The following is a 21,788-nucleotide window of genomic DNA, read 5'->3' as shown; positions in this document are numbered from 1 at the left end:
TCCGCGGCCCGGGGCGTCATCCCTGGGGTGGACGGCGACGGGCCGGGTCAGCCGACGGGAGGACCCGCGAGCGCCCCCTCCTGGCTCACGGCCCAGGCATAGCCCGCGTCCTCGCACAGCAGCGTGTCGTGCGGGCCGCGCGTGACCACCCGCGCCGGGGCGCCCCCCGGGCTGCCCGTGGCGTCGCCGTCGGCGGTGCCGAGCAGCAGCACCTCGTCCGCGACGGCGAGCGGCGTGAGGCGGTGCGACGCCACGACGACCGCGCGCCCGGTGTCGCGGGCGTGCGCCGCGAGGGTGGCGACGAGGGCGTCGGCGGTGGCGTCGTCGAGGTGCTCCGCGGGCTCGTCGACGAGGAGCACGCGGGCGGGCGCCAGCAGGGCCCGGGCGATCAGGAGCCGCCGGCGCTCGCCGCCGGAGACGTCGGCGCCGTCCGGGCCGAGCATGGCGTCCAGGCCGTCGGGCAGCCCGGCGAGCCAGGCGTCCAGGCCGACGGCCGTGAGCGCGTCGCGCGCGTCGTCCGCGGTGACGTCGGGCCGTGCGACGCGGAGGTTCTCCAGCACGGTGGTGCCGAACAGGTGCCCGTCCTCGGCGACGAACAGCGCGCCGCCGTCGCCCGCCCGGACGGCGCCGCAGCGCGGCGGCAGCAACCCGGCTGCCGTGAGCAGCAGCGTCGTCTTGCCCACGCCGGACGGTCCCGCCAGCGCGACGACGCCGCCCGGCCGCAGCGCGAGGTCGACGCCCGCGACCACGGTGCGGTCCGCCCAGCCGGCGTCGACGGCGTCGAGCTCCAGCAGCGTGTCGGACGTGCGGCGTACCCCGGTGGGCTGGGTGTCCGTCAGGTCGGGCAGGAGGGCCACCAGCCGGCGCGCGGCCTCCCGCGACCGGCGCAGCTGGACGGCGGCGGCGGGCAGCGTCGACGTCGCCTCGAAGACGGCGAGCGGCGTGAGCACGACGACCGCCAGCTCGACGGGCGTCAGCGTGCCCGCCGCGACGGCGGGGAGCCCGAGCAGCAGCGAGCACAGCACGGCGAGGGTCTGCGTCCCGGCGTCGATCGCGGCCGATGTGCCGGAGACGCGCGCGCCGTCGTCGGTGGAGCGGGTGAGCCGCGCGTCCGCGGCGCGCAGGCCGGCGAGCCGGTCGTCGAGCCGGCCGGCGACGCGCACCTGCTGACCGTCCTCCAGCAGCTCGAGCGCGCGCCCTGTCACCTCGGCCCGGGCGGCGGCGCCCCGGCGCTCGACCGACGCCGCCGCGCGGGACGCCAGCCACGGCGCCAGCACGCCCGTGAGCAGCAGGCACCCGAGCAGGGTGGCGCCCGCGGCGGGCAGGAACGCCCCCACCAGGACCACGGAGCCGAGCCCCACGCACGCGGCCACCCCGGCCGGGATCAGCGCCCGCACGACGACGTCGCCCACCGCGTCCACGTCGGCGCCCACGCGGGCGAGGAGGTCGCCGCGGCGCAGCGCGATCACGCGCGTCACCGGCCCGCGGGCCAGCGCGTCGTAGAGGTTGGCGCGCAGGGCGGCCATGCCGCGCAGCGCGACGTCGTGGGAGGCGAGCCGCTCGAGGTAGCGCAGCACGCCGCGGCCGGTGCCGAAGGCGCGCACGGCCACGACGGCCACCGAGAGCTGCAGCACGGGCGGCATCTGCGACGCGCGGGCGATGAGCCATGCCGCGGCGGCGGCCAGGCCCACGGAGAACCCGAGCGCCAGGGTGCCGAGCGCGACGGCGCGCGCCACGCGGGCCCAGCGCACCTCCAGCAGGGGCAGCACCCGGCGCAGCGGGTCGGCGGGGCGGGTGGCGGCGTTCACGACGCCACCGCCTCGGCCTGCCCGACGGCGTGCGCGGCGACGTCCACCACCTGGTCCGCGAGCGCCAGCAGCGACGCCCGGTGCGCCACGACGACGACGGTGCGCCCGGCGTCACGCCAGGCGCGCACGGTGTCGAGCACGACCTGCTCGCCGCGGGCGTCGAGGTGCGCGGTGGGCTCGTCGAGCAGCACGAGGGGCGGGGGAGCGCCGTCATCGGGGGCCTCCCCGTCCAGCAGCGCGGCCGCGAGCGCGACCCGCTGCCGCTGCCCGACGCTGAGGCCGGTGCCGCCGAGCCCGACCGGGGTGTCCCACCCCAGCGGCAGCGCCGTGACGACGTCGTCCAGGCCGGTGGTGCGGGCGGCGGCGGCCAGGGCGTCGTCGGGCACCGGGCGACCGTCCGTCACGGCGTCGCGCACCGTGCCGGGGGCCAGGGTGGGGCGCTGCGGCACCCACGTGACCTGGGGCCACCAGGTGGCCGGGTCGACGTCGGCCAGGTCGACGGGGCCCACGTCGACGGGAGCCCCGCCGACGCCCTGCGCGACGGGCTCGACGAGCACCCGGCCCTCGTCGGGGCGCAGCAGCCCCAGGAGGACGAGCGCCGCCGTCGACTTGCCCGCACCGCTGGGGCCGCGCAGCGCGACGACCCTGCCGCCGCCGGGGCGGCCGGTGCCGAGCGGCACCCGCGCCGTGAGCCCGGCGGGGGCGAGGACGCCGCGGTCGCCGGCGCGCACGCCGACGCCGTCGAGCACGAGGGTCGCGCCGGCGAGGGCCGGCGCGGGCGTGGTGCCCGCGGTCGGGGTCGGCCGCTCGAGGAGGGCGAAGGCCCGCTCGGCGGCGGCGAGGCCGTCGGTGGACGCGTGGAACTCTGCGCCGACGCGGCGCAGCGGCAGGTAGACCTCGGGCGCGAGCACGAGCACGGCGATGGCGGGCACCAGGGCGATCATCCCCTCGACGAGGCGCAGGCCGACGCCGACGGCGACGATCGCGACCGACAGCGTGGTGAGCAGCTCCAGCACCATCCCGGACAGGAACGCGATCCGCAGCGTGCCCATCGTGGCGCGCCGCGACGCGTCGCCGAGGGAGCGGACGCGGGCGCCGGGCCCGATCTCGCGACCGAAGGCCCGCAGGGTCGGCAGCCCGGCCAGCAGGTCGAGCACCTGCGACCCGAGCCGCTCGATGGTGCGCAGCCGACGCTCGGAGGCGCCCGCGGTCATGACGCCGACCAGCCACATGAACAGCGGCACGAGCGGCAGCGTCACGACGCAGATCAGCGCGGAGACCCAGTCCAGGCCGAGCACGACCAGCACGAGCACCGGAGTGAGGATCGCCGTGAGCAGCAGCTGGGGCAGGTAGCGCACGAGGTACGGGCCCAGGTCGTCCAGGCCGCGTGTGGCGAGCGTTGCCGTGGCGGCGGGTCCCTCGCCCTCGCTGCCGTCCCCGGCCGGCCGCGGGCCCAGCGCCACGGCGTGCGCCACGACCTGCTCGCGCAGCTCGGCCACGACGTCGGCCGCCGCCTTCTGCGCGTACCGCTCCTGCGCCCAGGCGATCAGGGCGCGTGCGGCGATCGCGGCGACGAGCGCCCCGAGCCACGGCGCGACGTCGGCCAGGGCGAGCGGCGCGCCCGCGCTGCCCGCCGTGACCGCCGGCCCGAGGGTGTGCGCGATGGCGAAGGCCTGGAGCACGACGGCCCCGGCGGCGGCGACGCCGAGGGCCGCGGTCAGGGCGACGTACCACCGGGCCGCGCGCGCACGCCGCAGCAGGCGGGGGTCGAGGGGCTTCACGGGATCAGGCCAGGGGTCGGCACAGCGGTCAGTATCGACGACAAGGCGCGCGTCAGAACGCCGCGTCCTTGATCTTCTGCCACGACAGCCCGGCCGGGGCGGGGATGTCCTTGCTGGAGAGGCGCCGGCGGAAGATCCAGTACGTCCACGCCTGGTAGGCGATCACGAGCGGCGTGAGCACCACCGCGACCCACGACATCACGGTGAGGGTGTAGGGCGTCGAGGCCGCCTCCGCCACCGTGAGGGCCTCGCCGCCGTCGAGGGCGGGGATGACGTCGGGGTACATGGAGCCGAAGATCAGCACGACGGCGCTCGCGATGGCGACGGCCGACAGCGTGAACGCCCAGCCCTCCCGCCGCGCCCGGGCGGCCACGACCACACCGACCAGCGCGAGGGCCGCGACCGCGACGGCCGCCCACGTCCAGGTGACCGAGTAGGCGACCTGCGCCCAGACCGCCCAGCCGCCCGCGACGACGAGCGCCACGACCGACAGCGCCGCCGCGAGCCGGCCCGCGCGCTCGCGCACGTCGCCGTCGGTCTTGAGGGCCACGAAGACGCTGCCGTGCAGGAGGAAGAGCACCAGCGTCGTGAGGCCGCCGAGCAGGGCGAACGGGTTGAGCAGCGCCCAGAACCCGCCCACGTACTGGTGGGACTCGTCCAGCAGCAGCCCGCGCACGAGGTTGCCGAACGCCACGCCCCACATGATCGAGGGGACCCACGACCCGAACTGGATGGCGACGTCGCAGCGCCGCGCCCAGCGGGTGTCGGAGATCTTGCCGCGGTACTCGAACGCGACGCCGCGGGCGATGAGGCCCAGCAGGATGATCAGCAGCGGCAGGTAGAAGCCGGAGAACATCGTGGCGTACCACTCCGGGAAGGCGGCGAACGTGGCGCCGCCCGCGGTGAGCAGCCACACCTCGTTCCCGTCCCACACCGGCCCGATCGTGTTGATCAGCACCCGACGCTCCTTGTCGCGCTGCTCCTTGCCGCCGCGCGGCAGGATCGACAGCAGCATGCCGACGCCGAAGTCGAAGCCCTCGAGCACGAGGTAGCCGGTCCACAGGACGGCGATGATGACGAACCAGAGGATCGCGAGGTCCATGGGTCTCCCAGTCTCGGTCTCGATGCCAGCTACGCGATGGCGCTCAGTAGGCGAAGGACAGCGGGCGGTCGGCGTCGTCGGGGTCCTGCGCCTCCGGCGACTCGTCGCGGACGACGTCGGGGACGCCCTCGACCGCGTACCGGTGCATGAGGCGGTACCAGACGACGGCGAGCACCGCGTAGACGAGGGTGAGCACGATCATCGACGTGAGGATCACCCCCGCCGGCACCGCTGTGGACACGCCGCGCTCGGTGAGGAGCCGCACCTGGTCGATCCCCGTCGGGTTGGGCGCCACCACCCAGGGTTGGCGGCCGACCTCTGTGAAGATCCACCCGAACGAGCAGGCGAGGAACGGTGTCGGGATCGCGAGGAGGCCGAGCCTGCTCAGCCAGACGCTGTCGCTCACCCTGCCCTTGCGGGTGGCCCACAGCGCCGTCAGCGCGAGCGCCAGGGAGAACACCGCGAGGCCGATCATGAGCCGGAACGACCAGTAGGTGATGGCCAGCGGCGGGGTGTAGGTGACGGGCTCGCCCGAGGCGGTGACGTCGCCGTACCGCTCGGTGTACTGCTCCTGCACGTCGTAGACGCCGGGCAGGTAGGACTCGGGGCCGGAGAAGTGGCCGGTGCCCAGGAAGCTGGTGACGCCGGGCACGGAGATGAGGTGGTCCACGTCCTCGCACCCGGCGTACAGGGGGCCGACGGCGAGGATGGAGAACTCGGCGGCCTCGGTGCCCTCGCACAGGGCCTCGGCCGACGACATCTTGCCCGGCTGCTGCTCGTACATGAGCTTGCCCTGGAGGTCGCCGGACCAGATCACGCCGGCGCCGGCGATGATCATGGTCCACACGCCGACCAGGACCGCGGGCCGGTAGACGGTGCGCGCCTTCTCGACGTTCTCCGGCTTCCTGCTGCGCACGAGCCGCACCATCCACCAGGTGGCGACGCCGCACACGAACGTGCCGGCGGTGAGGAACGCGGCCGAAATGGTGTGGGGAAAGGCGGCCCACAGCGTGTTGTTGCTGAGCACGGCGCCGATCGACTCCATCTCGGCGCGGCCGGTCTCCTCGTTGAAGATCGTGCCGACCGGGTGCTGCATCCACGAGTTCGCGGCGAGGATGAAGAACGCCGAGAGGTTCGTCGCGAGCGCGAACAGCCAGATCGCCGCGAGGTGCACCTTCTTCGACACGCGGTCCCAGCCGAAGATCCACAGGCCGAGGAAGACCGACTCGACGAAGAAGGCGGCCAGCGCCTCCATCGCGAGCGGCGCGCCGAAGACGTCGCCCACGAAGCGGGAGTACTCGCTCCACGCCATCCCGAACTGGAACTCCTGCCAGATGCCGGTGACCACGCCCAGCGCGAAGTTGATCAGCAGGAGCTTGCCGAAGAACTTGGTCAGCCGGAGCCAGCGCTCCTTCTTGGTGACGACCCACGCCGTCTGCATCCCGGCGACCAGCGGTGCGAGACCGATGGTCAGCGGGACGAAGATGAAGTGATAGACGGTCGTGATGGCGAACTGCCAGCGGGCCAGTGCGAGGGCGTCCACGGGTTCTCCTTGCTCACTCGTCGGAGCGGTCCTTCGACCGTAGGACCACCGGTGTGCGGGCGCACGACCAGTGCTGTCGTCGTCACGGGACGGGGTTCGTGAAGACTTTCACGATCTAAGTAGTGAAGGTCTTCACAAGTCAAGCCGGCGCGGCGCCTGCTCGGTGTCCGACCGCGCCGTGCGACGGCGGGTCACGCGGTGGGGCGCTCAGGATGCGATACTGGTCCGAAGCCGTCCTGGCCCACATCCCGGGGCGGCCCACGAGCTCGCAGCACTCGCGATCCGCACGCGATGCCGCCGCCAGGCACGAGGCCCGGCGGCGCGTCCGCGAAGAGCGCGGTGCCGCAGCCGGAACCGAGACTTCCGTCGGCCGGCGCGCCGAGCAGCGCGCCTGTCCGACGACGACCATCGGAGGCCCGCACGTGTGGGGGCGGGGCCGCCGGAGCTGGAGCGCCTTCCGTGACGTCCGACAACCCGACCGACGCCGCCCGCAAGCCCGCCCGTCGTCGCGCCACCCGGCCCGCTGCCGCCCCGACGGGCCCGCAGGCCGAGCAGGCCGCCGCCCCCGCCGCCACGCCCGACGTGGCGCCGCCGTCGTCTCTCTCCGACCTCGTGCTGCCGGAGCGCGCCGACGCCCAGGCCGACGCGTCCGCCGGGGCCAGCGCGTCCCTCGCCGACATCGTCCTGCCGGAGGGCCCCGCCGGCCGCGCGGCCGACGCCGCGGCCGAGAAGCCGGCACGCACGCGGCGCCGCGCCACCCGCGCCACCGGCGCGCAGCCCGCCGCGGAGCCCGCGGCCGAGCCCGCCGCGAAGCCCGTCGAGGCGGAGCCGGCCGGCGACGCCCCCGCCGCCGAGGCCGAGGCTGCACCCGCCACGGGGCGTGGCGCGTCGGGCACCGCCCGGACCCGTGCCCGTCGGACCGCCGCGCCGAAGGCGGAGGCTGCCGCCGAGACGGCCGAGGAGGTCGCGCAGGCCGAGGCCGCCGAGCCCGCCCCCGCGACGAAGGCTCCGGCGAAGAAGACGACCCGGAAGACCGCCACGCGCAAGGCCTCGGCCGGGGAGAAGTCCACCGAGAAGGACACCGAGAAGACCGCGAAGAAGACCGCCGAGAAGGCCACCGAGAAGGCCTCGGCGAAGCCGGCCGAGAGCGCCGCGGAGGCGTCCGCCGAGCAGGCCGCACCGCGGTCGCCGGCCGCGAGGGGCGGCGGGTCGGCCACCCCGCGGCTCGCGACGACCGCCGTGCTGTTCCAGGCCCCCGACCTGTCGACCGCGCGCCGGTCCCGCCGCGCCCAGGCTCCCGCCGGCCCGCCGCGCCCGCACGACGCCCCGGCCGAGGAGACGGCGACCGCGACCGAGCCCGAGGCGGCGACGAGCGCGCCCGAGAAGGCTTCCGCCGTCGAGGCGTCGAAGGGCGAGCCGACGCGGACCCGCTCGCGCCGTGCCACGCGCGGCACCCGTGCGGCGAAGGTCGCGGACCCCGCCGAGCAGTCGGCTCCGGAGGCCCCCGTCGAGGAGCCCGCCGCCGACGCGGCGCCGGTCGTGGAGCCTGTCGAGTCGCCGGTCGAGTCGCCGGTCGAGGCGCCCGCGGTCGCCGACGTCGAGCTCAGCGAGGACGAGGCCGCCGCGGTCGAGGAGGTCGGCGCGATCGAGTCCGAGCTCGTGGCCGAGGGCGTCGAGCTCGTCGACCTGGGCCCGGAGGACCTGAGCGACGAGGAGGGCGAGGACGACGAGATCCGTCCGCGCCGGCGCCGTCGCCGGGGTGGGCGTGGCCGTCGCGGCGGTCGCCGCCCCGAGGGTGAGGCCGGCTCCGACGGCGACCTCGACGAGGACTCCGACGAGGGTGCCCGCGAGGACGAGCGCCCCGCCGAGGCGGACGCCGACGAGCAGGGCGACGACCGCGGCGAGGACCACGCCGGTGAGCAGGGCGACGAGCAGGGCGAGGACGACGGCGGCGACTCCGCCTCGAGCCGTCGCCGTCGCCGTCGTCGGCGCGGCACCCGCCAGGAGCGGGCCGAGGCCGCCGTGGCGCGCACCCGCGACCGCGACGAGGTCACGGCCCTCAAGGGCTCGACGCGACTCGAGGCGAAGCGTCAGCGCCGCCGCGAGGGCCGCGACGCCGGGCGCCGCCGCCAGATCATCACCGAGGCCGAGTTCCTCGCGCGCCGCGAGTCCGTGAACCGGTCGATGGTCGTGCGCGAGCGCGACGGCCGCACGCAGATCGCCGTGCTCGAGGACGGCGTGCTCGTGGAGCACTACGTCTCGCAGCAGTCGCAGGCGTCGATGGTGGGCAACGTCTACCTCGGCCGCGTGCAGAACGTGCTGCCGAGCATGGAGGCCGCGTTCGTCGACGTCGGCAAGGGGCGCAACGCGGTCCTCTACGCCGGCGAGGTGAACTGGGACGCCGCAGGGCTCGAGGGCCAGCCGCGCCGGATCGAGGAAGCCCTGAAGTCGGGCGACTCCGTGCTCGTGCAGGTCACCAAGGACCCGATCGGGCACAAGGGCGCCCGACTGACCTCGCAGGTCACGCTCGCCGGTCGCTACCTGGTGTTCGTGCCGGGCGGGGGCATGACCGGCATCAGCCGCAAGCTCCCCGACACGGAGCGCAGCCGGCTCAAGAAGATCCTGCGCGACGTCGTGCCCGAGGGCGCGGGCGTCATCGTGCGGACCGCCGCCGAGGGGGCGAGCGAGGCCGAGCTGCGCGCCGACGTCGAGCGCCTCGAGTCGCAGTGGGCCTCGATCCAGAAGAAGTCGTCGTCCGCCAGCGCCCCGGCGCTGCTGCAGGGCGAGCCGGACCTCGCGATCCGCGTCGTGCGCGACATCTTCAACGACGACTTCTCGTCGCTGCAGATCGAGGGCCAGGGCGCGTGGGACGAGATCGCGCAGTACGTCGAGGAGCTCGCCCCCGACCTGCGCGACCGCGTGACGAAGTGGACGGAGAACACGGACGTGTTCGCCGTGCACCGCGTGGACGAGCAGCTGGCCAAGGGCATGGACCGCAAGGTCTGGCTGCCGTCGGGCGGGTCGCTGGTCATCGACCGCACCGAGGCCATGACGGTCATCGACGTCAACACCGGCAAGTTCACCGGCGCGGGCGGCACGCTCGAGGAGACCGTCACGCGGAACAACCTCGAGGCGGCCGAGGAGATCGTGCGCCAGCTGCGGCTGCGCGACATCGGCGGCATCGTCGTCATCGACTTCATCGACATGGTGCTCGAGTCGAACCGCGACCTGGTGCTGCGCCGCCTCGTGGAGTGCCTGGGCCGCGACCGGACCAAGCACCAGGTGGCCGAGGTCACCTCGCTCGGCCTCGTCCAGATGACGCGCAAGCGCGTGGGCCAGGGCCTGGTCGAGGCGTTCTCCGAGACCTGCGAGCACTGCAAGGGCCGCGGGTTCATCGTGCACAGCGAGCCGATCGAGAGGAACGGCGCCCACCAGCATCACGACGGCGACCAGGGCGAGGGGTCGAAGCGGTCGCGCCGCAAGCGCGGCGGCAAGCAGGCCGAGACCGCCCCGGCGCCCGCGGCCGAGGTGCCGACCCTGCCCGAGGACCGCTCGGAGGCGCGCGAGGCCGTCAAGGCCACGCTCGCCACGATCGCGGCCGCGGCGGCGCACGCCCACGAGCACGAGCACGATGCCAAGGACGGTGCCGGCGACGGCGCGAAGGACCGTGCGCAGGCTGCCGCCCCGGCGGCGGACGCGCGCGTCGCGGAGGCTCAGGCCGCCCCGGCGCCTCTGGCCCTGCCGGAGCCGGTGGAGCCCTCGGCCGTGACGCCCGTCGCGCCGGAGACGCTCATCGAGCTGCCCGAGCGGAAGCCGGAGCCCGAGCCCGGGACGGCGGCCGAGACGGCCACGAAGCCCGCGAAGAAGGCTCCGCGCCGCGCGCGCAAAGGAGCCGGAGCCCCGAAGCCTGCTCAGTCGGGTGCTGGGGAGACTGCGGCCTCGGGAGTGACCGGCACCGAGTGACCTGAGCGCGAGGTCGAGGCGACGGGCCCGGGGGTGATGTCCATGACATCGCCCCCGGGCTCTGTCGTCGGGCCCCGCCGCGTCGTCGGGGCATGTCATGCTCGGGCCATGACGGGGGACGACCGCAGCGGTGGGCGGCTCGAGGTGATCGCCGGCCCGATGTTCGCCGGCAAGACGGAGGAGCTGGTGCGCCGCGTGCACCGGGCGCAGGTGGCGCGCCGCGGGGTGCTCGTCGTCGCGCACTCGCTCGACACGCGCAGCGGGCCCGGCCGGGTGGCGTCCCACTCCGGGCTGGAGATGCCGTCGCGCAGCGTGCGGGACGCCGAGGAGATCCCGGGCCTCGTCGCGGAGGGCACGGAGCTGGTGGCCGTCGACGAGGCGCAGTTCTTCGGTCCCGACCTCGTGGACGTCGTCACGGCACTGGCCGACGCAGGGCTCGTGGTCGTGGTCGCCGGGCTGTCCGTGACGTTCGACGGCCGCGCGTTCGCGCCGCTGCCCGAGCTGATGGCGGTCGCCGAGTCGGTCACGAAGCTCACCGCGGTGTGCGCGGTCTGCGGCCGTGACGCGGCGTTCCACGTCCGGCTCGAGGCGACGCCGGCGGACGACGACGCCCTGGCCCCGACGTCGGGCCACGTGGGCGGGTCCGAGTCGTACGAGGCGCGCTGCCGGCAGCACCGCGCGGGCTGACGCAGGAGCGGCGGCGCGTCGCGGGACGTTCAGCGGCGCCCGAGCCGCTGCCGCATCGGGCAGTCGAACGGGTCGCGGGCGGCGAGCCCGACCTCGTTGAGGTAGCGCACGACGATCGCGTACGAGCGCAGCAGCGAGGTCTCGGTGTAGGGCAGCCCGAGCCGTGCGCAGTGCGCACGGACGAGGAGGCGTGCCCGCGCCAGGTGCGGCCGGGGCATGCTCGGGAACAGGTGGTGCTCGACCTGGAGGTTGAGGCCGCCCATGAGGATGCTCATCCAGGCGCCGCCGCGCACGTTGCGGGAGGTGAGCACCTGCTTGGAGAGGAAGTCGATCCGGCTGCCCTCGGGGATCATGGTCATGCCCTTGTGGTTGGGCGCGAACGTCGCGCCCATGTAGACGCCGAACACGGCGAGCTGCACGCCGAGGAACGCGAACCCGAGGCCGAGGGGCAGCCACCAGAGCACGACGGCGACGTACAGGGTCAGGCGCACCAGGATCGTCACGAGCTCGCGCTGTCGCGAGGCCCGGTCCTCCGGCGTGCCGGTCAGCAGCGACCGCACGGCGGTCACGTGCAGGTTGATCCCCTCGAGGGTGAGCAGCGGGAAGAAGAGCCAGCCCTGCCGCCGGGTGATCGCGCCCAGGAACCCGTGGTGGTCCGAGGCCGCCTCCTCGGTGAAGGAGATGACGCCCGGCGCGACGTCGGGGTCCTTGCCCACCTGGTTGGGGTTGGCGTGGTGGCGGGTGTGCTTCGTCATCCACCACGAGTAGCTGATGCCGACCACGGCGTTCGCCAGGATGCGTCCGACGCGGTCGTTGAGGGGCCCGGACGCGAAGACCTGCCGGTGCGCCGTCTCGTGCGTGAGGAACGCCAGCTGCGTGAGCACGACGCCCAGCGCGGCCGCGATCAGGAGCTGGAACCACGAGTCGCCCAGCAGGACGAACCCGGTCGCCACGCCACCGAGCGCCAGGACGAGGACAACCCCGTTGACGAGGTAGTAGCCGTACGCCCGGCGCAGCAGCCCGGCGTCGCGGACCTCCCGGGACAGTGCGCCGTAGGTGCTGGTGAACTTCGCCGCGGCGCCGCCGCGCGGAGCGGCGGAGCTGTCGAGGACGGCCGGGACGACTGGGGGCATGCGTGCCTCGCAGGGGTCGGGGTCGACTTCCCAGCCGAGGTGTGAGCGGTCGCTCGGTCGCGCGGATGTCCCGAGCCTACGGGGCCGTAGGTTGGGGACAAGGGGGTTGTCCCCCCAGAGCGCGGAGCCGGTCGAGCACCTCGCGCGCCGTGGCGGCGTCCGCGGCCGCGAGGATCCCTCGCCCGCCGTGCACGGGCCCGCCGTCGAGGTCGGTGACGACGCACCCGGCCGCCTCGCACACGGCGACGCCGGGCAGGAAGTGGACGCTGCCGTCGACGTCGGCCCCGGTCACGTAGGCGGCGTGCCGGCCCGCGGCCACCCAGGCGAGCGCGAGCGAGCTGGACGCGACCCGGACCGCCCAGGTCTCGCGCAGCCCGGCGTCGGCGACGAGCGCAGGCGCCCCGCGGCCGTTGTCGACGTCCACGTTGAGGAGGCGGGTCACGGGAGTGGGGGAGGCGTCGACGTCGGGGGAGCCCGCCGCGCTCCGCACGCGGGTGCGGACGCCGTCGGTCCACACCACCTCGCCGGTGAGCGGGTCGGCGACGGCCGCCGCCAGCACGCGCTCGACGCCGTCACGACACTCCGCGAGGGCGACGTTGACGCCGAACGACGGGACGCCGGCGGCGAAGTTGAGCGTGCCGCACAGCGGGTCGACGTACCACCGCCGGGCGCTGTCGCCGCCCGAAGCGCCGAGCTCCTCGCCGACGACGGCGTCGCCCGGCCGGGCCGCGGCGAGGACGTCGCGGACCGCCCGCTCGGCGGCGACGTCCGTGTCGGTGGCGAAGTCCAGCCCGACCTTCGCGTGGCGCGTCACGGGGCGCCGGAAGGCGGCGGCGACCACCGCCGCACCGGCCAGGGCGGCGGAGACCGCCACCTCGACGTCGCTCGATGAGACGCCGGGAGAGCGTCGGGGCGCGGCTGTCACGACCGGCATCCTGGCACGCCGGTCCCGGGGACGCTCAATCCTCCACGAGCGGGACGAACGAGTACGTCCCGTGCTCGGAGGTGCGGACCTCTCCGTGCTCGTCGCGGGTCACGAGCACCATCACGTGCCGCACGGGGATCACCATCCGGCCGCCGGGGGCGACCTGGTCGACCAGCTCCGGGGGCAGCCGGGTGGGCGCGGCGGACACCAGCACCCGCTCCCATCCACCGACGCGCGGGGCGCCCAGACGGCCGGGGACGGCCCGGGCCACCCGGGCCCAGGGCATGCCGGTGCGACGCACGTTGGCCGCGCCCCAGGCGGCGAGGTCCGCGTGCCGCTCGAGGCCCAGCACCGACCCGGTGGGCCCGACGAGGCGGGCGAGCAGCGCCGTCGTCCAGCCGGAGCCGGACCCGACGTCGAGCACGTCCGCGCCCACCGGCACCTCGAGGAGCCGGAGCATCGCCGCGACGGTCGACGGCTGCGAGCACGTCTGGCCGTGCCCGATCTCGACGGGGCTGTCCGCCTCGGCGCAGCGGGCGCCGGCGCGGGGCAGGAAGCCCCGCCGGTCGACGTCGCGCAGCGCGGCCGTCACCGCGTCGTCGACGCCCCCGGCCCCCGTCGGCAGGGCCGGTCGTCCCGTCCGCCCGGTCATCCCTCCATCGTCGCCCCGGAGCGGTCCGAACACCGGGCGGGACGCCGGGCGAGCGGGCCCGGCCGGGTCGACGATCGGAGGGACGGCCGGCGACGGACGCCGGCCCGCCCGAGATCGGAGGACGACATGGCAGGCACGGTCGCGCGCGTCACGGAGATCACGGCCCGGTCGGACACGAGCTTCGAGGACGCGATCCGCGTCGGCCTCGAGCCGTGCCGGACAGACGGTCCGCCACATCACCGGCGCCTGGGTCAAGGAGCAGAAGGTGGAGGTGTCGGACGGCGCCATCGTCGCGTGGCAGGTGGACCTGCAGGTGACGTTCGTGCTCGAGGGCTGACCGGCGCCCGCTCGAGCCGGCCCGCGAGGTGGGGCACGTCACGGCCGCCGACGGTGGAGGACGTTTGAACCGATCGGCACCGTGACGTAGTCTTGGACGTCGGCGCGCCTTCGGTGTGCCAGTCCCGTGTGCTCACGACGCACCGCACTCGACCGCCGCGGCGGGCCGAGTTGCAGACCAAGTCGGTGAAGAACGTCGTGCGGCATGCCCAGACCAGGAGAGATGAGCAGCAACGTGGTGTACGCGATCGTCAAGGCCGGTGGCCGTCAGGAGAAGGTGTCCGTCGGGGACATCGTCGTCATGGACCGTCTCAAGGCCCAGACCGGTGACACGGTGGAGCTGCCCGCTCTGCTTCTGGTGGACGGGGAGAAGGTGACCACCGACGCCGCCAAGCTGGCGAAGGTCAAGGTCACCGCCGAGGTCGTGCGGGACGAGAAGGGCCCCAAGATCACGATCCTCAAGTACAAGAACAAGACCGGTTACCGCAAGCGCCAGGGTCACCGTCAGTCGCTGACCCGCCTCAAGGTCACCGGCATCAAGTGACTCACCGCCGGGCCGAGCGCGACACCCCGCAGCACGGCCCGCGGCACTGATCCCCTCGTTCTTCGCAGAAAGCAGGACTGACAGATGGCACACAAGAAGGGCGCGAGCTCCTCGCGCAACGGTCGTGACTCGAACGCGCAGCGTCTCGGCGTCAAGCGCTACGGCGGGCAGGTCGTCAAGGCCGGCGAGATCATCGTCCGCCAGCGCGGCACCCACTTCCACCCCGGCGAGAACGTCGGCCGTGGCGGCGACGACACGCTGTTCGCGCTGACCGCCGGCTCGGTGGCCTTCGGGACGCGTCGTGGCCGCAAGGTCATCGACATCGTCGCGGCCGAGGTCTGAGCCTCACCGAACGCTTCGACTCACCCGAGTCCACGACGAGGGGCGCACCGTCGCGGTGCGCCCCTCGTCGCTTTGCCTGAGAGGATCTGACCATGGCCAGCTTCGTCGATCGCGTGGTGCTGCACGCCGTGGGCGGTGACGGCGGCCACGGCGTCGCGTCGATCCGCCGCGAGAAGTTCAAGCCCCTGGCGGGGCCCGACGGCGGCAACGGCGGCGACGGCGGCACCGTGAAGCTCGTCGTGGACCCGCAGACGACGACGCTGCTCGAGTACCACCACTCGCCGCACCGCCGCGCGACCAACGGCACGCAGGGCATGGGCGACGACCGCGACGGCGCCAACGGCGGCGACCTCGTGCTCGGCGTGCCCGACGGCACCGTCGTCAAGGACCGCGACGGGAACGTGCTCGCCGACCTGGTGGGCGCGGGCGCGGAGTACGTCGTCGCGCAGGGTGGGCGCGGCGGGCTGGGCAACCGCGCCCTGGCCTCCCCGAAGCGCAAAGCCCCGGGCTTCGCCCTCCTCGGTGAGCCCGGCGAGGAGCACGAGGTCGTCCTCGAGCTCAAGTCGATCGCCGACGTCGCCCTCGTCGGGTACCCGAGCGCCGGCAAGTCCTCGCTGGTCGCGGCGATCTCCGCCGCGCGCCCCAAGATCGCGGACTACCCGTTCACGACGCTCATCCCCAACCTCGGCGTCGTGCAGGCGGGCGACACCCGCTACACCGTGGCCGACGTCCCCGGCCTCATCCCCGGCGCCAGCGAGGGCAAGGGCCTCGGGTTGGAGTTCCTGCGCCATGTCGAGCGCACCGCCGTGCTGGTGCATGTGCTCGACTGCGCCACCCTCGAGCCCGGCCGCGACCCGCTCAGCGACCTGGACGTCATCGAGGCGGAGCTGGCCGCGTACGCCGGCGACCTGGGCATCGAGGGCGGCCGCGTGCCGCTCACGGAGCGCCCCCGTCTCGTCGTGCTCAACAAGATCGACGTGCCTGAGGCGCGCGAGCTCGCCGAGCTGGTGCGGCCCGACCTCGAGGCGCGCGGCCTGCGGGTGTTCGAGGTCTCGACCGCCAGCCACGAGGGCCTGCGGCCGCTCACCTTCGCGCTGGGCGAGCTCGTGGAGCGCGCCCGTGCTGCGGCCCCGGCGCCGGAGCCGACGCGCGTCGTGCTGCGCCCGCGCGCCGTCGACGAGGCGGGCTTCACGGTCACCGCGAAGAAGGACCACGAGGGCGTCTACTACGAGGTGCGCGGGTCGAAGCCCGAGCGCTGGGTGCGCCAGACGGACTTCAACAACGACGAGGCCGTCGGGTTCCTCGCGGACCGGCTCGCCAAGCTGGGCGTCGAGGACAAGCTCCTCAAGGCCGGCGCGGTCGCGGGCGACGAGGTGCGCATCGGCGACCCGACCAACGCCGTCGTCTTCGACTGGGAGCCCACGCTCACCACGGGCCCGGAGCTGCTGGGCGCGCGCGGCACGGACCTGCGTCTCGACGAGAGCGCGCGGCCGACGCGCGGCGAGAAGCGCCGCGAGCACCACGAGCGCATGGACGCCAAGACGGAGGCGCGTCGCGAGCTGTGGACCGAGCGCGAGTCGGGTCACTGGACGGACCCCGACGACGCCTGACCGCCGATCCGGTGAGAATGCACGGGTGAACGCCGCCACCTCCCGCGCCAGCCTGCCCACGGCACACCGGATCGTCGTCAAGATCGGTTCGTCGTCGCTCACCGGCCCGGACGGGCACCTGGACCTGGCGGCGCTGCGGGCGCTCGTCGACGTCCTGGCCGCGCGGGTGGCGGGCGGCGCCCAGGTCGTCCTCGTGTCCTCCGGCGCGATCGCGGCCGGCATCGGGCCGCTCGGCCTGAGCGCACGCCCCCGCGACGTCGCGACCATGCAGGCCGCCGCCATGCTGGGCCAGGGGCAGCTGGTGGCCCGGTACACCGAGGCGTTCGCGGCGCACGGCCTGCAGATCGGGCAGGTGCTGCTCACCGCGGAGGACACGGTGCGCCGGTCCCGGTACCGCAACGCGCAGCGCTCCCTGGAGCGCCTGCTCGCGCTCGGGGTCGTACCGGTCGTCAACGAGAACGACGCGGTGACCACCGACGAGCTCACCTTCGGCGACAACGACCGCCTCGCGGCCCTCGTCTCGCACCTCGTGCGGGCCGACGCCATGGTGCTGCTCACCGACGTCGACGGCGTGCACGACGCGCCGCCGTCGCGCCCCGGCGCCCGGCGCATCGCGCACGTGGCGGACCTGGCGGACCTCTCCGGGGTCGAGGTCACCGCGCGGGGGAGCGCGGTCGGCACGGGCGGCATGGTCACCAAGCTGGAGTCGGCCCGGATCGCGACCGGTGCCGGCGTTCCGGTCGTGCTCACCAGCGCGCGGAACGTCGCTGCCGCGCTGGCGGGGGAGGACGTCGGCACCTTCTTCGCCGTGACGGGTCGGCGCACGTCGGCGCGGCGGCTGTGGATCGCGCACGCCGCCCAGGCCCACGGCCGCCTCCACCTCGACGACGGCGCGGCGCGGGCCGTGCTCGGCGGGCGCGCCTCGCTGCTGCCGGCGGGCGTCACGCGCGTCGAGGGCACGTTCGAGGCGGGCGACCCGGTGGAGCTGGTCGCGCCCGACGGCGCGATCGTGGCGCGCGGGCTCGTCGCGTTCGACTCGGGCGAGCTCCCCGGCCTGCTCGGGCGATCGACGTTCGACCTGCGGGCCGAGCTCGGGGAGGGGTACGACCGCGAGGTCGTGCACCGCGACGACCTGGTGCTCGAGCACCGGCGATGAGTTCGCCGGCGCCCGGGCGTCGGTAGGGGCACGGGCGCGCACGGAGCGCGCCACCGAACCCCGGAGGCCGGCATGCGCCGTCCGCACCACGCCACCCCGACCCCTGCCCGCACCGTCGCCGGCGGCGTCCTCGCCGCGACCCTCACCGCCGCCGCGCTCGTCGTCGCGCCGACGGCGTCCGCGTCGACCACCGCGCCGGCCGCGGCCGCCGCGTGCGGGCCCACGGAGCCCGGGGTGACCGAGCACTGCGGCGAGCTGGCGGGCGCCCGCTACCGCGTGCTCGTCCCGGACGACTGGAACGGCACGCTCGTGCTGTTCAGCCACGGCCACTACCCGTCGGAGTTCTTCGGCGGCTTCCCCGCACCCCACATCCTGGGCAACCAGGAGCTCAGCGAGGGCGTGCTCACCGACCACGGGTACGCCGTCGCGGGCTCGCTCTTCCAGGGCGGCGGCCTGGACTTCACCGTCCCCACGGCGGTGGCCGACCAGTCGCGCCTGCTGGACTGGTTCGAGGAGCACGTCGCCGAGCCGGACCGCACCGTGACCTACGGGCAGTCGATGGGCGCGGTGACCGCCGTCAAGCACGCGGAGACCGAGCCTGAGCGGATCGACGGCGTGCTCACCGTGGGCGGCGTCCTGGACTGGGTGGGCCAGCTCGACGCGATCCTCGACATGAACCTCGCGACGCAGGTGCTGCTCACCGACGGCACCGACGCCCACGGCAACCCGATCGAGCTCGTCCACGCCGACGACCCGGGGGCGAGCCGCGACGCCCTGGTGGCGGCGCTCGTCGAGGCCCAGGAGACGCCCCAGGGGCGGGCCCGCATCTCGCTCATCGCGTCCCTCAACACGGTGACGGGCTGGTACGGGATGAACGACCCGCGGCCCGCCACGCCCGAGGAGCGCGCCCGCGGCCAGGCGCAGTGGCTGATCGGCGCCTACACGCTGGGCCTCGGGCCCACAGGCCGGGTCGACCTCGAGGCGACGACGGGCGGCAACCCGAGCAGCACCGACCTGGACCACCTGCGCGCCCGCCTCGCGCGGTCGGGCGCCGCGGCGGAGGTCGTGACCGCCTACGCGAAGGCCGGGCTCGACCTGCGGGACGACCTGGCGGCGCTGGAGGGCGCAGAGTCGATCGAGGCCGACCCGGAGGCGCGGGCGGCGATGGTCGCGCACCGTCCGGAGGGGACGACGCCGTCGCCCGTCCTCACGCTGCACACGACGGGTGACGGCGGGGCACCGCCGTCGGCCGAGCGCTCGTTCGCGCACCGCGTGCGCGAGGCGGGCGACCCCGGACGGTTCCGCAGCCTGTACGTCGAGCGGGGGGCGCACCTGTCCGTGAGCCTGGGGGAGGAGCTCGTGGCGCTGCGCACGCTGGAGCGGCGTATCGACACCGGCCGCTGGCCGTCGCTCGCGCCCCGCACGCTGAACCGGGCGGCCGACGCGCTGGGCCCGGACTACCGGGCCACGTTCGAGGTCGTCACCCTGCAGACCTTCGACCACGCCCCGGCGTTCACCCGGTTCGTGCCGCCGCCCGCGCCCCGTCCCTCCTGGTGAGAGGGGCCTGCCGCCGCGCGCGCCGCCGTCGTACCCTCGGGGGATGACCACCACCCTCACGGAGGACCTGGCGGCGGGCGGCGCGGGTGCCGGCAGCGCCGGCGACGACGTCGCGGCCGCCGTCCGCGACGTCGCCCAGCGGTCCCAGGTCGCGTCGCGGACGCTCGCGACCGCCACCAGGGCCACGAAGGACGCCGCGCTGCACGCGCTGGCCGACGCGCTCGAGGCGGCGGCCGACGAGATCGTGACGGCGAACGCCGACGACCTCGCCCGCGGGCGGGAGCGCGGCCTGAGCGACGGGCTGCTCGACCGGCTGGCGCTCACGCCGGCGCGGATCGGCGCCATCGCCGGCGCGCTGCGCGAGCTCGCCGGACTGCCCGACCCGGTCGGCGAGGTGGTGCGCGGCCAGACGCTGCCGAACGGGCTGCGCCTGCGCCAGCTGCGCGTGCCGATGGGCGTGGTCGGCATGATCTACGAGGCGCGGCCGAACGTCACGGTCGACGCCGCGGGCCTGGCGCTGAAGTCCGGCAACGCCGTGATCCTGCGCGGCGGCAGCGCGGCGGCGTCGTCCAACGCGGTGATCGTCGACGTGCTGCGTCGTGCGCTGGAGGCCCAGGGCCTGCCCGCCGATCTCGTGCAGACCATCGACGCCTACGGGCGCCCGGGCGGCGTCGCGCTCATGCAGGCCCGCGGGCTCGTGGACGTGCTCGTCCCGCGCGGCGGGGCCGACCTCATCCGCACGGTCGTCGAGTCGTCGACCGTGCCGGTCATCGAGACCGGGGTCGGCAACGTGCACGTGTACGTGGACGCCACGGCCGACGTCGCGAACGCCGTCGAGATCGTCATGAACGCCAAGACGCAGCGGGTCGGGGTGTGCAACGCGGCGGAGACGCTGCTGGTGCACGCGGACGCCGCGGAGGCGTTCCTCCCCGCGGCGCTCGCGGCGCTCGGCGGGGCGGGCGTGGTGCTGCACGGCGACGCGCGCACGGTCGCCCTGGCGCCCGAGTCGGTCGAGGTGCTCCCCGCGACCGACGCCGACTGGGCCACCGAGTACCTCGCCCTGGAGCTCGCCGTGCGCGTCGTCGACTCGCTCGACGACGCGATCGAGCACATCCGCACCTGGTCGTCGGGGCACACGGAGGCGATCCTCACCCGGGACCTGGCCGCCTCCGAGCGCTTCGTCGCCGAGGTCGACTCGGCCGCCGTGATGGTGAACGCCTCGACGCGCTTCACCGACGGCGGCGAGCTGGGCCTCGGCGCCGAGATCGGCATCTCCACGCAGAAGCTGCACGCGCGCGGGCCCATGGGCCTGGCCGAGCTCACGACCACCAAGTGGGTCGTGCACGGCGACGGGCACGTCCGGCCCGCGTGAGAGACTGACCCCCGACCGCAACCCGCCGCACACCACGCACAGGAGGAACCCGTGCTGCACACCGCCGTCCAGGTGGCCCAGGAGGCCGCCGAGCACGCCGAGACCATCTCCCCGATCGCGATGGGTCTGCTCGCGTTCGGCGGCCTGGTCGCCGCGCTCGTGGTGACGTACGCCTTCCGCAACGTGTCCAACCGCCACCACTGACGGCCCCGTCCGGTCAGCGTGAACGAGCCGTCGTCGCAGCCGCGCCGTCCGCGCCTGGGCGTGATGGGCGGCACCTTCGACCCCATCCACCACGGGCACCTGGTCGCCGCCAGCGAGGCGGCGGCGCTGCTCGACCTCGACGAGGTCGTCTTCGTGCCCACGGGCAAGCCGACCTTCAAGCAGCACCAGCGGGTGTCCCCGGCCGAGCACCGCTACCTCATGACGGTGATCGCGACGGCGTCGAACCCCCGGTTCACGGTGAGCCGGGTCGACATCGACCGTCCGGGCCTCACCTACACCGTCGACACGCTGCGGGACCTGCACGCGCAACGCCCCGACGCCGACCTGTTCTTCATCAGCGGCGCCGACGCGATCGAGCAGATCCTGACCTGGAAGGATGCCGCGCTCCTGTGGGAGATGGCACACTTCGTGGCTGTCACGCGGCCGGGGCACCAACTCATGGTGGACGGCCTGCCCCACGACGGGGTCACGACGCTGGAGATCCCGGCGCTGGCGATCTCGTCGAGCGACTGCCGTCGCAGGGCGCAGGCCGGCCAACCGGTGTGGTACCTGGTGCCGGACGGCGTGGTCCAGTACATCGCCAAGCACGGTCTGTATCGAGGTCTCGATGAGTGACAACAACCCGTCCCGCCCGCTGACCCGCCGCGAGATCCGCGAGCGGGAGCAGGCGGCCGCCGCCGCGCAGGCGAGCGCCGTTCCGCCGGCGCCGTCCGGGCCCGAGCACGGCGCGCCCTCCGCGGCGAGGTCGCCGTTCGCCCCGCCCGCCGGGCCGGCGCCGGCGCCGCGGTTCTCCGCGCCGGCGGCCGGTGCGCCGTCCCGCCGCTCCCTCCGCGAGCAGAGCCCGGCGCCCGCCCCCGCGCCCGCGCCGATGGTGCGGCCGCCGTCCACCTCCGCCGGGGTGCGCGGGCTGGACGAGACCGGTCGGCTGGCCCCGATCCAGCGACCGACCGGCGAGATGTCCCGCGCCGTCGCCCCGACGCCCCCGGTGCGCCCCGCGGCGCCGTCCAGCGCCCCGGCCGCGCCGCCCGCGCGCCCCTCGACCCGCCGTGACC

At 75.1% G+C, this 21,788-nt stretch carries 18 protein-coding genes and 1 pseudogene; 12 read left to right on the top strand and 7 right to left on the bottom strand.

Going from position 1 to position 21,788, the window contains the following annotated elements; translation table 11 throughout:
- Positions 1-47: 47 nt before the first annotated feature.
- Genes cydC through ACFCZN_RS04035 form a run of 4 tightly spaced genes read right to left on the bottom strand, consistent with a single transcriptional unit; the run spans position 48 to position 6,234 of the window.
- Positions 48-1,808 carry a thiol reductant ABC exporter subunit CydC gene (gene cydC, locus ACFCZN_RS04050; RefSeq protein WP_430555899.1) on the bottom strand — a complete coding sequence of 587 codons (1,761 nt, stop codon included), beginning with the start codon at positions 1,806-1,808 and terminating at the stop codon, positions 48-50.
- On the bottom strand, positions 1,805-3,589 hold the full coding sequence (cydD, locus tag ACFCZN_RS04045; RefSeq protein WP_430555898.1) for a thiol reductant ABC exporter subunit CydD: 1,785 nt from the start codon (positions 3,587-3,589) through the stop codon (positions 1,805-1,807). The genes cydC and cydD overlap by 4 nt, the downstream gene beginning before the upstream one ends.
- A 52-nt stretch (positions 3,590-3,641) precedes the next feature.
- A complete protein-coding gene (cydB, locus tag ACFCZN_RS04040) occupies positions 3,642-4,691 on the bottom strand; it encodes a cytochrome d ubiquinol oxidase subunit II (protein ID WP_430555897.1) in 1,050 nt (349 codons plus the stop codon).
- A gap of 43 nt (positions 4,692-4,734) precedes the next feature.
- Entirely contained in the window at positions 4,735-6,234 is a 1,500-nt protein-coding gene (locus ACFCZN_RS04035; RefSeq protein WP_429764020.1) for a cytochrome ubiquinol oxidase subunit I, read from the bottom strand.
- A 459-nt stretch (positions 6,235-6,693) separates the two neighbouring features.
- Between ACFCZN_RS04035 and ACFCZN_RS04030 the strand changes: the two genes are divergently transcribed.
- Positions 6,694-10,197, top strand: coding sequence for an Rne/Rng family ribonuclease (locus ACFCZN_RS04030; RefSeq protein WP_430555896.1), 3,504 nt, complete (start codon positions 6,694-6,696; stop codon positions 10,195-10,197).
- 108 nt (positions 10,198-10,305) lie between these two features.
- The gene (locus tag ACFCZN_RS04025) at positions 10,306-10,884 is read left to right on the top strand and encodes a thymidine kinase (protein WP_429764022.1); all 579 of its coding nucleotides are present in this window, start codon (positions 10,306-10,308) and stop codon (positions 10,882-10,884) included.
- 29 nt (positions 10,885-10,913) lie between these two features.
- Here ACFCZN_RS04025 and ACFCZN_RS04020 read toward each other — a convergent pair whose 3' ends face one another.
- The 3 genes from ACFCZN_RS04020 to ACFCZN_RS04010 form a co-directional block, all read right to left on the bottom strand.
- Positions 10,914-12,017, bottom strand: coding sequence for a fatty acid desaturase family protein (locus ACFCZN_RS04020; protein WP_429764023.1), 1,104 nt, complete (start codon positions 12,015-12,017; stop codon positions 10,914-10,916).
- Positions 12,018-12,093: 76 nt separating this feature from the next.
- Positions 12,094-12,942 carry an inositol monophosphatase family protein gene (locus tag ACFCZN_RS04015; RefSeq protein WP_430555895.1) on the bottom strand — a complete coding sequence of 283 codons (849 nt, stop codon included), beginning with the start codon at positions 12,940-12,942 and terminating at the stop codon, positions 12,094-12,096.
- A 34-nt stretch (positions 12,943-12,976) separates the two neighbouring features.
- Positions 12,977-13,594, bottom strand: a complete 618-nt coding sequence (locus ACFCZN_RS04010; RefSeq protein WP_430555894.1) for a protein-L-isoaspartate O-methyltransferase — start codon at positions 13,592-13,594, stop codon at positions 12,977-12,979.
- On the opposite strand from ACFCZN_RS04010, the gene ACFCZN_RS04005 reads away from it, so the two are divergent.
- The 10 genes and pseudogenes from ACFCZN_RS04005 to ACFCZN_RS03960 form a co-directional block, all read left to right on the top strand.
- Complete coding sequence (locus ACFCZN_RS04005; RefSeq protein ID WP_430556057.1) at positions 13,593-13,931, top strand: dodecin family protein; 339 nt, start codon at positions 13,593-13,595, stop codon at positions 13,929-13,931. The genes ACFCZN_RS04010 and ACFCZN_RS04005 overlap by 2 nt on opposite strands.
- Positions 13,932-14,165: 234 nt before the next feature.
- Positions 14,166-14,474, top strand: a complete 309-nt coding sequence (gene rplU, locus ACFCZN_RS04000) for a 50S ribosomal protein L21 (RefSeq protein ID WP_429764291.1) — start codon at positions 14,166-14,168, stop codon at positions 14,472-14,474.
- Between the two features lie 84 nt (positions 14,475-14,558).
- Positions 14,559-14,816 carry a 50S ribosomal protein L27 gene (rpmA, locus tag ACFCZN_RS03995; protein WP_429764026.1) on the top strand — a complete coding sequence of 86 codons (258 nt, stop codon included), beginning with the start codon at positions 14,559-14,561 and terminating at the stop codon, positions 14,814-14,816.
- Positions 14,817-14,908: 92 nt separating this feature from the next.
- Positions 14,909-16,426 (top strand): GTPase ObgE, encoded by a 1,518-nt coding sequence (obgE, locus tag ACFCZN_RS03990; protein ID WP_429764027.1) that lies wholly within the window; start codon positions 14,909-14,911, stop codon positions 16,424-16,426.
- Positions 16,427-16,451: 25 nt separating this feature from the next.
- Positions 16,452-17,582 (top strand): glutamate 5-kinase, encoded by a 1,131-nt coding sequence (gene proB / locus ACFCZN_RS03985; RefSeq protein ID WP_430555893.1) that lies wholly within the window; start codon positions 16,452-16,454, stop codon positions 17,580-17,582.
- A 72-nt stretch (positions 17,583-17,654) separates the two neighbouring features.
- Complete coding sequence (locus ACFCZN_RS03980; protein WP_430555892.1) at positions 17,655-19,139, top strand: alpha/beta hydrolase family protein; 1,485 nt, start codon at positions 17,655-17,657, stop codon at positions 19,137-19,139.
- 43 nt (positions 19,140-19,182) lie between these two features.
- The gene (locus tag ACFCZN_RS03975; protein ID WP_430555891.1) at positions 19,183-20,511 is read left to right on the top strand and encodes a glutamate-5-semialdehyde dehydrogenase; all 1,329 of its coding nucleotides are present in this window, start codon (positions 19,183-19,185) and stop codon (positions 20,509-20,511) included.
- 51 nt (positions 20,512-20,562) lie between these two features.
- Entirely contained in the window at positions 20,563-20,715 is a 153-nt protein-coding gene (locus ACFCZN_RS03970) for a hypothetical protein (RefSeq protein WP_429764031.1), read from the top strand.
- 18 nt (positions 20,716-20,733) lie between these two features.
- Positions 20,734-21,351: a nicotinate-nucleotide adenylyltransferase gene (gene nadD / locus ACFCZN_RS03965; RefSeq protein WP_430555890.1), complete on the top strand. Its 618-nt coding sequence runs from the start codon at positions 20,734-20,736 to the stop codon at positions 21,349-21,351.
- Positions 21,344-21,788: pseudogene (locus ACFCZN_RS03960) on the top strand (hypothetical protein); the annotation flags it as partial. The gene nadD and the pseudogene ACFCZN_RS03960, both read left to right, overlap by 8 nt.

The sequence above is a fragment of the Isoptericola sp. NPDC056134 genome (assembly GCF_042264825.1).
GTDB lineage: Bacteria > Actinomycetota > Actinomycetes > Actinomycetales > Cellulomonadaceae > Isoptericola > Isoptericola nanjingensis.
This window is presented reverse-complemented; position numbering and strand designations above follow the sequence as displayed.